At 36.1% G+C, this 12,346-nt stretch carries 14 protein-coding genes; 8 read left to right on the top strand and 6 right to left on the bottom strand.

Going from position 1 to position 12,346, the window contains the following annotated elements:
* Positions 1-29: 29 nt before the first annotated feature.
* The 3 genes from HV041_RS12110 (at position 30) to HV041_RS12100 (ending at position 1,990) form a co-directional block, all read left to right on the top strand.
* Positions 30-425, top strand: coding sequence for a hypothetical protein (locus HV041_RS12110; protein WP_071444976.1), 396 nt, complete (start codon positions 30-32; stop codon positions 423-425).
* Positions 426-638: 213 nt separating this feature from the next.
* Entirely contained in the window at positions 639-1,190 is a 552-nt protein-coding gene (locus HV041_RS12105; RefSeq protein WP_071445268.1) for a hypothetical protein, read from the top strand.
* A 5-nt stretch (positions 1,191-1,195) separates the two neighbouring features.
* A complete protein-coding gene (locus HV041_RS12100; RefSeq protein ID WP_071444975.1) occupies positions 1,196-1,990 on the top strand; it encodes an adenylate/guanylate cyclase in 795 nt (264 codons plus the stop codon).
* A gap of 142 nt (positions 1,991-2,132) precedes the next feature.
* On the opposite strand, the gene HV041_RS12095 is transcribed toward HV041_RS12100, so the two are convergent.
* From HV041_RS12095 to HV041_RS12080, 4 genes are all read right to left on the bottom strand, one after another.
* Positions 2,133-2,840, bottom strand: a complete 708-nt coding sequence (locus tag HV041_RS12095; protein ID WP_081364661.1) for a PIN domain-containing protein — start codon at positions 2,838-2,840, stop codon at positions 2,133-2,135.
* Between the two features lie 3 nt (positions 2,841-2,843).
* Positions 2,844-3,476 (bottom strand): hypothetical protein, encoded by a 633-nt coding sequence (locus tag HV041_RS12090; protein WP_071444974.1) that lies wholly within the window; start codon positions 3,474-3,476, stop codon positions 2,844-2,846.
* Between the two features lie 317 nt (positions 3,477-3,793).
* Positions 3,794-4,273 (bottom strand): DUF4756 family protein, encoded by a 480-nt coding sequence (locus HV041_RS12085; protein WP_071444973.1) that lies wholly within the window; start codon positions 4,271-4,273, stop codon positions 3,794-3,796.
* 147 nt (positions 4,274-4,420) lie between these two features.
* Positions 4,421-5,155 (bottom strand): DNA-binding protein, encoded by a 735-nt coding sequence (locus HV041_RS12080; protein WP_071444972.1) that lies wholly within the window; start codon positions 5,153-5,155, stop codon positions 4,421-4,423.
* 883 nt (positions 5,156-6,038) lie between these two features.
* On the opposite strand from HV041_RS12080, the gene HV041_RS12075 reads away from it, so the two are divergent.
* A complete protein-coding gene (locus HV041_RS12075; RefSeq protein ID WP_071444971.1) occupies positions 6,039-6,344 on the top strand; it encodes a hypothetical protein in 306 nt (101 codons plus the stop codon).
* Positions 6,345-6,586: 242 nt separating this feature from the next.
* Here HV041_RS12075 and HV041_RS12070 read toward each other — a convergent pair whose 3' ends face one another.
* The gene (locus HV041_RS12070; protein WP_182294219.1) at positions 6,587-8,257 is read right to left on the bottom strand and encodes a hypothetical protein; all 1,671 of its coding nucleotides are present in this window, start codon (positions 8,255-8,257) and stop codon (positions 6,587-6,589) included.
* Positions 8,258-9,003: 746 nt separating this feature from the next.
* On the opposite strand from HV041_RS12070, the gene HV041_RS12065 reads away from it, so the two are divergent.
* The 3 genes from HV041_RS12065 to HV041_RS12055 are packed head-to-tail and all read left to right on the top strand — an operon-like array spanning position 9,004 to position 10,423.
* On the top strand, positions 9,004-9,570 hold the full coding sequence (locus tag HV041_RS12065) for a hypothetical protein (protein ID WP_071444969.1): 567 nt from the start codon (positions 9,004-9,006) through the stop codon (positions 9,568-9,570).
* 15 nt (positions 9,571-9,585) lie between these two features.
* Positions 9,586-10,137, top strand: coding sequence for a lipoprotein (locus HV041_RS12060; RefSeq protein WP_071444968.1), 552 nt, complete (start codon positions 9,586-9,588; stop codon positions 10,135-10,137).
* A gap of 10 nt (positions 10,138-10,147) precedes the next feature.
* A complete protein-coding gene (locus HV041_RS12055; protein WP_071444967.1) occupies positions 10,148-10,423 on the top strand; it encodes a hypothetical protein in 276 nt (91 codons plus the stop codon).
* 206 nt (positions 10,424-10,629) lie between these two features.
* On the opposite strand, the gene HV041_RS12050 is transcribed toward HV041_RS12055, so the two are convergent.
* The gene (locus HV041_RS12050) at positions 10,630-11,208 is read right to left on the bottom strand and encodes a hypothetical protein (RefSeq protein ID WP_071444966.1); all 579 of its coding nucleotides are present in this window, start codon (positions 11,206-11,208) and stop codon (positions 10,630-10,632) included.
* A gap of 433 nt (positions 11,209-11,641) precedes the next feature.
* Between HV041_RS12050 and HV041_RS12045 the strand changes: the two genes are divergently transcribed.
* Positions 11,642-12,292, top strand: a complete 651-nt coding sequence (locus HV041_RS12045) for a hypothetical protein (protein ID WP_071444965.1) — start codon at positions 11,642-11,644, stop codon at positions 12,290-12,292.
* The last annotated feature ends 54 nt before the right edge of the window (positions 12,293-12,346 follow it).

Raw genomic sequence — 12,346 nt, 5'->3', positions numbered from 1 at the left:
TGTAGCTTCAACAAGCAACGGAGGTGTCTATGGGCTGGGAGCTTCATATAATAAGAACGGAAAATTGGTTCGATAGCGCAAGCAATCCAATCAGTAGTGAGGAATGGCTCCAGCTTGTTAATGATGATAAAGAACTATCAATAGATCGCAAGAATGGGGAGTTTTTTGCTATATGGAGTGGTCAAAGTGAACACGATGAACGTTGGCTTGATTGGAATGATGGAAGGATTTCGACTAAGCATCCAGACGAGGCGCTTTATTGTAAGATGTTGCAGATAGCTGATAAGTTAAATGCTGTAGTTGTTGATGAGGATGACCATAAATATTTGCTATCAAGCGAACTGATGAATCCGTTATGGGCTAATTCGTCATATACTAGTAAAAACACATCTTTATGGCACTGGTTAATTTCAAAGATAAAATAATATTTCCCATAATAAAATAGTTGATTGTTATAACATAAGACAAATTAACGGTTGTATTTAACTACTATATCTAAATAGATGGAATGAAAAATGACATCTTACGCTAGTGATTTAATTATTTCGCCCTTTTATTTTTGCTAGGTTAGTGTATAATGACTCTTTGAATATAGTGAAAGTACATTTGAGTGTATATTACTTTTTATAGTGATCAAAATGGACAAAAAAATAGAGTTTCTCTATCAATCTATCAGTGATGTTCAGAGTACAATTAGGGCGATTGATGTTAAAATTGGTTTTCTGTTTGTCGTTGCTTTCATGCCAATAACGTTGGTGAAAGATATATCTGACGCTGTTTTGTTGTTGTGGAAACAATATGATATCTGTAAGCTGCTCATCATTATAATGATATGTTCTTGGATTGTGTCCGTGTTGTATTTGTTTTTAGCATTAACTTCTATATCAAATCCTACTTCTGGGATTTATGGGCAAAAACCGAAAGGAATATTTTACGGTGATGGCATTTTTAAAATTGAGTATTCATTTATTGGATCTTTTATAAAAGCAAAGGCAAACTACACGGTAAAAGATGTTTTTGATCTGTTACCCGATGAAACGCAGATAATGCATGAGTTAATTTATGAAAAGATGAAGTTAACTTATATCAGGGAAATGAAGTTCTGCCGATACGCTATTTGCACGAAGTTTATTTATGTCTGGCTATCATTAAGTATTGGATTGTATCTTTACTCCTTAACTATCAAGTAAACATTATGGATAATGCAAAAAAAGATCAGATAAAAGATATTGTTAATACCGCTCTGGACCGGGCTGAATTGCATTGGGAAAATGGTGGGAAAACAATAGTTGTTCATGAAAGCCTTGCAAAAGCTAATTTAGGAATGGAAGGATATGCGATAGATGCCGCTGTTCCATCAATGTTGCCCGGACACCCTTGGGTCTCTGAAGATGAGACAATCATTAGTGAGTTTGTTGCTTTCGTTGCCGATATGCGCGACTCAACAAAACACTTATTAAACGCAATATCTGCAAGGACAGCTAAAGTATCGCAACTGCAACGGGTATTTTATGAAACCTCGGCGCTTTTACCTGCTTTAGCAAAAACAGTAGAATTTGAAGGGGGGCAAGTAACAGAGTATTTAGGTGATGGTATTCTTGCATTTTTTAAAGTGAGCGAAGATGACAGAGCCGATGCTATGTATCGTGCTAGACGAGCAGCAATTGATTCAATAGAGGATACGCGTAATATTATTAATATGGCTCTTTCAGAGCGATATTCATTACCAGCGCTGGATATTGGTGTAGGACTTGCAATGAGCAAAGCTATTGTCTCGTTAGTTGGATTGCCTTCAAGTAAGCAACCTAAAGCATTTGGTGAGTGTGTATTTAGGGCGACGAAAATGTCTTCAGGAAGAAATGAAGTTTGTGTAGATGAGCGTATGCAGAAATTCTGGCCTAAATCAAAAGGTGGGCGTGTGGTTTTTAGGCTAAAAACGTTTGGAGAGGGAGAAAAGGCTGTTTCTGGATATCTGATGGGGAAAAGTTAATATTCATAATATTAGAGAAGTAAGCAGTAGCGAAAATCTGTACTTAATCAAAGTAACTCACGTCTTGGCAGAAACTGTATAGAATAATAACTTTAACGTTTCTGCCAGATTAGAAGAAGTGAATTTAATCTTTAAATATTTTTTATGCTTGCCCTCTTGCTATTGCAAGTACATGATCAACACTATTTATCAATAGTGCTTGATGAGAGGAAAATTGAGTATCAAGTGGTGGTTTTAGATCATTGTGTGACCCAAAATCATCTTTATTCGCAGTAACGAATATGATTTTCTCATTAAAACCAGCCCCCCGTAGTTCTTGACATAACTCTAAAAAGCATTCAACAATTTCACAATCTTTTGGCTCAAGTTTTCCTTTTCTAGCTGGTGCTTCAAGTTTGCGAACTCTCTGCATTGCTTTTAGCGTATGATCATTAGTTCTTTCAATACACCGACAAGAGTTTAGAAATGATTCTGATAAGGACTTTATTTTACTAGATATACTGAGACCTGAAAATTTCGGTGGCATAGAGTAATTGGTATTTAAAACTAAGTTAGTCACGTTAATTGTCGAACTTATACTACGATCTAGCTTTTTTATTTCTTTCTCCATAGTAGAAAGAACAGCATCTATATTATCAATCCACTCCTCGTTAACGTTTTGGCAGGAAACTAACCAACAAGACTTGCCATTTATTTTGATGAGTTCAAGCATGTTGCTTGCATAAGATTCTGACAATCCATATAAATGGATAGAATTTAATATATCTAATATTGAGCATGTATCAAAGAAAAACACAGGTTGTTCATCTTTCAACAATTCATCTTTGACTTTGTTTATTGATAAATACATGAATCATCGCTCCATGTATGTGATTAGATCTCTAGCAAACTCATACTCTATAACTAGCTTATGTGCTGAATCTTCGCTCCAACCTTGTTCACATAATACACGTACAAGATCAGAAGTATTCACATGTTTATCTTTTTTACATGTTTCGACAATAAATGCAAACCATCTTTCTTGATCACTAGGATGTGAACTTCCTGTTGATTTATTCGCTAAAGCTGAAAATTGCTTTAATAGCTTTCCAGCTTCATCTCCTACAACATCTTCTGCAGTTAAGAAATCCGAGGTTATTTCAACATCAATTTTTAACTCTAGTGCAACTGGTTTCAAGCACGAGTTATAGAAATCCGTAATTATTGCATTATATTCCTCGTAGTTTAGCTGTCCTTTTTCTAAAGGTACAACATTAGGAATATACCAAATATTATTTTCTTTCTGGAAGATGCTTAGACCAGCATCAGGTAAAATGTTATCACCTGACCGTTTAAAGCTAAAAGCAATTTCGCCTAAGTATTTTGAGTTTTCCTCACTTTCATATGCTCGACTCCAGTGGTTTTTTGTGGCATCAGTAACCTTTGAAATAAAATCTTTTATCGATTTATCATCAATTTTTATAAATACATCTTTGAATGTTTTCATTTTTATCCTCGTGGTGACGATTTTTATCATTAACTATTTTTATAAAAATCAGATCAAATACAGACATAGTGGTTTCGAAATAGCTTTTGCAAAAAATAAATTAACTCGAACAACACGCATCATTTATATGATTAAAAATTTTCGACTAGGCTCATAATCTAACATTAGGGTAATTAGGTCAAGAACAGATTTGAAGATGGGTATCTATATCAAACTCGACGATTCTGGAGCGTAGAAGAGCAGGGGACCAGTAAAAACGGATTAAATATTGAGTTTGGAATTGACGGATGGTATCCCAGCTAGTCGATCTTATGATTTTAAACAGCCATTTTCCTTCGTTTTGGACTTGATGACTCAAAATCTAATGAGATAGAAGAAAGCTGTTCGAGACTCAGCTCAACAGAGCGCTGGAACTCAAGAGCGGCCTCTGTGCGTTGTTTTATCACCAGAGCAATGATTTCGGCATCACTTTTTTCTTCAATGGCTTTCCTGTAAAGTATTCGGTCATTAATTAAATCAAAATTCCCTGATGATTTAGCAGCGGTGTTAGCTGCTGAGTGACTTATAGGATTAAGCTCACTAATAAAGCTACCCAAAAGAGATTGTCTCTTCTTATCCAGTCTGCGCAGCGTAGTATATGCAGATCTATATTTATTAATTTCATATGCAAATGCATCATCATCACGTAGTTTACGGTATCCAGTTCTATATTCCTCCATCGATGGATGATTTTTGAGTTCTTCAATCGTATTAAAATATGCTAATAAATCACTGTTGTCTAATTGTACTTTTCTCATATATACCTCGTTAATAAAGAGTGGATATATTTATATATTAAGGTATATAGAGAAGGTGTCAAATTAATGATAGGGTTAAATATTTTATTTTTACTTTCGTAGAATAAAAACTATCAAGTATGTTTTTTCCCTTATTGTTGTCCTGTTTTAGGATGCAGCTTTTAAATAGATGTCGATATCAGCTACTTCTTTTCTTGCCGCTTCATTTTCTTTTGTTCTTTTATATGCTTTTCTTGGTTTATCGATCTGGACACTGTTTTTAGCATTAGGAACAGCATTATTTTTCTTCTTCTTGCTAAAAACAAAGGCATCTGTGTAGATCTCTTTATTTTTAGTATCCAAAGATAAGTTTCGTCTTTCTTTCTGTGAAAGATCTGCATAATACTCTGGATATTGTTCAATATCAGCATTGAGGCTTTTAGCATTACTCAAATGCTCTTTACGTTTCTCATCAAGTTGATGACTCATACCCTTGGCAAAAATATTAGAGTTGATATACAGGTGTCCATGATGTTCAACCAGAATACCTTTTTGTTTTAGCTTTTTGAATATGTTTGACATATTACCGGATGCGATATTCAACGCTTTACAGAGTGATGATTGTGAAAGGTTGATTAGGTTTCCAAACTCCATATATTCTAAGATATAAGTCAATACGCGGAATTCATTCTTCGATATGTCCAGATCAGAAAAAACACGAAAGTTAGAAGTGAAAGCAAATACATAAGGCTGTGCAAATGAGATCGCTTTATCTTCTTCTGCTGCAATAACGGTGGTTGATTTTATATCTTTGTTTTGTAGCAAGTGTCTTGCGATATCAATCTTTTGCTCTGTGGTTAATGTTTCAAATAAGCGAAGTAGTTCAGTGTCATTAGTATTCATATTATTCTCTCTTATAGTTTTTATTATTCTTATTTTAATACTATGCAGAAAAATGAAAGTCAATAGTAAAACTATAAATAAAATAGAACTTTTATTATTATGACATTGCTATATGTTAAAAAAACTATGTTTAAACATAGATTCCGCTATGTTTAAACATAGGACGGTTCTATGTTTAAACATAGGTATCTGCTATGTTTAAACATAGGAAAAAAAGGTGTGAAGCCTTGATTTTATTGGGCTGGGACAGTGCTTATAATTAAATAATTAGTAAGAAGTTAAGAGAGTCTAGCTTTCCTTTTACCGTATGTGCAGAGAGTTTTACGTAAAAATATGTGGTTTCTGGAGAGTTATTTGCAGCGAAGTGATTGTTTCATACAATCACGCAGCGCTGCTGGTGTTTCAGGAATACTGCAATTGTTTTACCTTTATTTTATTGGCGGCTGTCGCCGCTATTCTCTATGGATAAATCCATCATTAACAGGGGTGAACCCTGTTTCAGCAATGTGATTGTCTTGAGCAATCACTAAGTGCTGCTTCTATGAATATAGTTTTCCTATGCGTTTAAGAGCAAATGCTATATGTTTTAGTGCTAACATTATTTTGATATATAGGATCATATATATCTTATTATAATTAAAAGAACAGAGATTGATCCTTTTGGCTTTTCCCTCAAACATAGCAAATACCATTGTTAAAACGGTAAATATATTTTACAGCGTTAGGGCGTAGCCGTGCGTCAGCACATGAGCTTTAGCTCATAAGATAAATATCTCTTCAAAAGAATAAGATAAAACAGGTAACGCGTTAATTAACAGAAGTTAAATTTGATTTTCACCAATTTTATATGGTATTAAATGACAAAAAAGAAGGAAAATAAAGGATGAACAACATTAAGATTATTACGCTCTATCATACAAATGAAAAAATACCATTTATAACTTGTATAGTTAAAAATGTTGAAGAGAATGAACAAGGAATAAAACTCACTTTGGAAAGTGGTGATAATATCCATGTCAAAGATTATGACTATTTCTTCTTATCAGAATCAGCAAATGAGTTTGATCAGGAACGAATGATTAATACATACAGAAGATTGATTTCTGAACTGAGCCAAGTTAGCGAAGAAACAATAGAGTCATTGCTACCGAAGACGCTAAGTTATATAACAACTCAACTCACCACATAACACAGGTAATTGATCTGGATGATTATGATTATTGCAGGGGATAATAATCAATACATCTTATTGGCTCAAGCTGATAAACGTGTGGGATCTAAATAATATACATAAAACTCTTTAATGTTGTATCGATACACAAACTCTACCGATAAATGTTTTATAAAGAGTTTTAGCGTGGAATGAAATGGATAAAAGGTCATTTTTAAAAAGCCTTAACCTTGTCGTAAAGTTAAGGCTGTCAGATATAGTTATTTAGTCAATATAGATAACGTTTTTAGCATCCAACTTACTTGTTCACTAAAAGGGTATTTCCCAAAAAGTAGATCATCATGCGTTATCCATATTGGGTTAAAAATTAATAATGCAGATGTGAATACACTAATTAGTATCAAGCTAATGAACCATCTACTGCGTAAAATACCTTTATCAATACTCCAACTGGCTAAATGTTTATCTAATCTAACTTTAATCCAATTTCGTCGCCAAATATAACCAGTTGTAGAAATAATCAAAGACATAATTATGATGAATAATCCACAATAATGTGCTACCGATTGAAGGGAATCCCAAAGCTCTTGCTGAGTTCCCCATCGACTGAACGGAGTCATATATATATTTTTTGTATCTTGCTGCCAGTGATGGTTAAAAGCTGTATAGATTGGCATAAGCAGGTAGATTATAAGAGAACTCATAATGGCCCACTTAATGACGGACCAGCGCTGGATTGCTGTTACGACTCGCTTGAGGCTGGTTAATGCTTCATCAAGATATGTTGTAGTGAACCCTCTGTTGAGTGCCTCGCGCAGCATATCACCGGATTTTCCTCGCCTGTTAGCTTCAAGCATATCCTGATGTGCTTCTGATTCCATAAAGGTATGGATCGTTTTTCGACTGATTGACGCAATAAGAGGATTGAGTAATTTGTTTTTTGTTGTACTGTAGACAAGATTATCCAAATCACTTTTAAGCATTAGCTCGATCACATGACCCGCATCAAGTATATGAGGGTTAATTCCGTAAACAATCCAGTGAATTTGATGATTATTTGCCTGTGGTAGTGGGCTGTTAAAACGAGCAAATGGAACTGAAGCGTCATAGCGGAAATTTACCTGACGTGCTTCATCATCAATCCCATCTGACTGCAACTCGACTTCACCGTATTGAGCAAGATTGGGTATTCCCGCTTTATAGAGGCCATCTTTGATAAAGGTTTGTACGTCATGGCTGAAATACACTAACTGGTATGTTGGCACTGCCACACTGTGCAACTGAGTGATCTGTGTTATTTCTCCTGTACCTTTACAGGGAGAGCATTGTTGGCGACCTGAACCATGACAATAACTACATTTAACTCTACCGCCAGAGCAAGAAGTACAGTGCTGATAGTAACTTTCACTACGCATTTGCTTTGTGTAATGATCATAATGACTACGGTGTGCTAGTATTTGACCATTACCGCCACAGCTCGAACAAGTCGTTTTACCAGAACCATGACAATGTGAACAGTTTATCTGTCCTCGTCCATTACAGTTAGAGCAGTCCTCTGTCAGGCAAACGTGGCGAGGGTGGGAATAGATCTTGGTATCCTGACGGACCTGCCCGTATGGTCGAGAAAGTATCAATGCACGAGCCTCTCGCAACGTCTCTTGACGTGATAGTACCGCGCTGGTTTCTGCTTTGAGTGCATCTGTATATCTGAGTGCATTGTAAAAAACCAATGTGCTATCTGTCGCTGCTACTCGTCCTGCTTGGCTATGTTTCTCGGCCTCAGTACGGAAATCAAGTCGTAAGCTAATCTGGTAGCTGAAATCAATCTGTTCCTGAAGTGTTAGTATGAGTTTATCTGATTGTAATCTTGTAGAGCGTTCAACAAAGTCTTGTATGTTTTTCGTGCAGGACGATAACCAAGCTTCTTTCATATTTAATCCTTTATGAAGCATGTATCAATTCGAAAAAGATTAAATGAACGGCATTCAATGATCAACAGAAAAACGAATAAGAAGTATTTTCTCATTATTTTTAATAGTCTCTGTGGTTTTGAGTGTAATTTAACTTAAGGGCGATGAAAAATCGTCAGGTAGGTTAAATAAAAAATAATATTGCAATGGAGATATTAATAGTGGTGTTTTATGAACAGCAAAAAATAAAAATCATACTGACGTAAGTCCCTTTTTGTATTGAGTGAGATTCCAGCAAAGTGGTATTTGAAATATAAATTACTCTGCTTCCCCAACAGAACCAATAGAGAACACTATCTAATCATGGGAAGGGCGTATTAGCTTTGTCCAAGAATGAAACTATCCTCTTCACCCTGCCTGCATCAACATTCGAATGAGCGACGTGTTACGCCGCCTCTCCTGATTCATATCTTACGATATGCACTCTCAATTGATCGATATTAAAGATCGATAATTTATATTTGATAGTCCTTAGCTATCAAAATGAGGTGGATTGATCGGTGTTTTAATTGTTTATATCGATCGATTATAAGCATATGATAGCTTTATCCTATCAAATGATTTGAATTCGATCGATACAAACGATATGACGAACAGGAAAATAAATTGAATCCTATCAATTGATTAACGCTTTTTTACAGCCCAGAGAGACCAACCTATGGGTAGGGCTGTCTTTGACATAAAGTTTCCACACATTGGGGATAGATATGAAATTACGGATAGTGATGCCACTGGTGCTGTCTGCCGCCGCACTAACAGGATGCCAGCAGCTCAACGATGGCGTGAATACAGTTAATGGAGCAATCAGTTCTTCGTTGTCTTCAGTAGGTAAAGCGCTGGGGGGAACTGCCACCACTCAAAGCCTTGGCCCGGTATCGTCTGTATCTGGCCTTGGTGCTGTCTGCAAAGACTATGAAGAAAATGCAATGGCAGCAGAAAAGAAATGGACAGGCAAAAGGATCTCTATCATCAATGCCACTGTTCTTGAAGTTACGAAGGGCAGAAGTGCCAGCGATATGATGACGGGAATGCCCAAAACAGCCCCTAACTATTACCTTTTATTTAAAACCTCTGATACGAGTTACTGCGGCGGTATGGTCTGGCTGGATTACTACTCTGGTATTGATGATGCAGTTCTTACTTATAAGAAAGGGCAGAAAGTCAGCGTCACCGGAACGGTAAACAATTTCGAAGTCCGTGGGTTCGCTACCGTCAACAATGCCGATATGCCAGTTCGTCTGGTTGTTCTGAAAAACGGCACAATCAATCATTAATTCCGGGATAACACTATGCGTAAAATTTTACTCGTGGCGGGTCTTGCTGTTCTTGTATCGGGATGCGGTGAAAAAGGCGATTTTAAGAAAGCGATCAACGCGAAACTATCACAATCAAAGCTGTGCTACTCCCTGCAGGACAACGACATTGTATTCAATAAAGGTTTTCCGATTAAGGTTAACCGTGGCTACCATTCTGCCGGATACAGTGCTAGTGATGAAATCCTTAAGGGACTTGTTGAACAAGGGCTGCTCACTGTTTCACAACAGGCAAATGGCTTTAGCAGTGTTGATGTTCTGGAAGTCACGGACAAGGGCCAAGAGGTTGAGTTTTGGGACCGTGAGAAAGGTGCCTGTGTTGGTCATCGGGAAGTTGCTGAGATAAAGGAATGGACCGAACCGGGAAATGGTAATCAGAAAGTTGTTCGCGTTTCTTATACATGGAGGTTGGCGGATGTTCCTTCATGGGTGGACAAAAAAGCGTTCTCCAGCGTCAAGGGCATGAATGAACCTGAAGATGGCATGATTAATCTTGTTAAAACCAGCAATGGCTGGAAAGCGATTTAAGGGGGCTATTATGGAAAACAATACAATCCAGTGTCCGTTTTGCCTGAAAGAGAGCCAGCGCGGTGTGTATGTTTGTACTGGCTGCATGGCGACTGTTTTATATGGGGCTTACCCCAGCTGGTATGCTGCTATTGCTATCTTATTGTCCTTCGGCTTGTCTGTACTGATTGGTATGTCTACAGGCATGGCAGGGGCTGCTATCAGCCTACCGATAATTGCAGCTGTTGGGTTTGTCGCTGGCAAGGCGATCTTCTCTGACAATGTTGTGTTTAGGCGAAGAATGTAATATTAAATTATAAGTATTTAAACCACATCTCATAAAACAGGATGTGGTTTTTTATTTTGCAAGTATAAAAAATAAAATAAGGACTAATATTTGACATAACAGTATGGATGGTTTAAATAATTATATATTTTATGATAGAGGTTAATTAATGAAAATCCATGATTGTGCAATGAAAGGGGATGTCATATCCCCCGAACAAAATGAATCTACCCTTGTAAGAAGGGATTCTTATTCAAATGAGAATAAATCGATTCCGAAGATACTGTTTGATAACTCCCATCAATGGAAAGTTTTTCAATCAGTACTAAAGAAGCTAAAGGAATATCCTGTAAACAATAATACCATGTAGGAGATTTTCCTAGAAAAGTAGGATCTTTTACCATCCTTGCTATTTCCTCTAAGTGTACTTGTTCTTCAGCTTCACCGTGAGGATAATATGCTGAGGCTGCCAAGCATTTTATCATAAACATATCATTTAGATGAAAATCAACTGCAGCAATAATGTCTAAATTTTGTGGGTTAATTTTTAGTCGGAACTCTCTGTGATTTAGACAGTATGTCTTATTATTAATAGTAAAACATCTGTGGCCGAATACTAAAGCTTGCTTGTCAGTAATCTCACGTCCATCAGGTAGACCATGCCCTTCAGGGGATAAATCGGTTGTAAGGCAAACTGATTTAAGCTTTATTGCTTCATTAACATAAGTATCAGTCGCCAGAATACGCCCAGAATCCAGAATACCTTTTAAACCAATTGCTGTCGTAAAATGATGAAATTCGTGCATTTGGTGAACAACCTCATTTAAATTAGCTATTCAAGCATATGAGCATGGATGACATACACCAGTCAACCAATTTTGACTTACTATAAATGGTGGTGAAATGAATGGTAGTGGAGTATGACTATATTCTGTTTATTTATTTTTATTAGGTTTTTTATCTTATCATTACTTAAATATGGAAAGACAAGTATTGAATAAGTGTCTATACTTTTCTCAATTGCATTGATGCCAAGATCTGTATCGTTAAGTCCGGTTCATGGTTCGTGATGTTTTGCGATTGTTCAGAGCATACTCACCGGCCTTGTATTCCCTTTAGAGAGTTACTATTTGGTATAGCTATATAGCAATCTGTGAATTGACTTGTTTTCTTTTGAGGCATAAAATCACGAAATATTATTCGTATTTTATTAACTAAAGTTTTTATGGTGAATAGGTAATGAATAATAAACTTAGTCAGTTATACATCAAGAATATTAATGCTCTCAATGAATATAGTAAAAAGCATTCAGATAAAAATCTACATGGACCACTTCTTTTAAATATCAGTAATTATTCATCTCAGAAATTAAAGCTAATGGTTGTGGGGCAGGAGACGTTTGGCTGGAATAAATCTCCTTCTATAGTAGATCAAAGAGCTACGTATCAAAAATTTAATTTTGGATCATCATATTATAGTAGTGCTTTTTGGAATGTAATTAGGAAGGTGGAAAGATCACTAAATATTGAACCATATGCTATAGCGTGGTCAAATCTCAATCGATTTGATGTTGATTGTGGGTCACCAGATCGCACGGAACTTGCACAAGATATTGCTTCTCTAGACTATCTCGTTAAGGAAGAGGTTAGTATTCTTAAACCAGATATATGTATATTTTTTACGAATCACAAGTATGATAAAAGACTGAGTGATTTATACCGAGATCTGGTTTTTGATAATGTTAATGGATTGCCAAAGAAACATTTTTCAAGATTACATCATCCAGATCTTCCGAAGTATACGCTTAGAGCGCCACATCCTAGAACAATCAGAACGCAGCGATGGGAAGATGATTTTATTATGGCTGTTTCACAATTTAAAAATGGTTGATTAGCAATTTATTATTTAATAACACATGCCATGAAAAAGGAGATATTGGATGTA

The sequence above is a fragment of the Citrobacter sp. RHBSTW-00029 genome (assembly GCF_014104295.1).
In the GTDB taxonomy this organism is placed as follows: Bacteria; Pseudomonadota; Gammaproteobacteria; order Enterobacterales; family Enterobacteriaceae; genus Citrobacter; species Citrobacter youngae.
The sequence above is the reverse complement of the archived record's forward strand: the minus strand, read 5'-3'. Positions and strand labels throughout refer to the sequence as shown.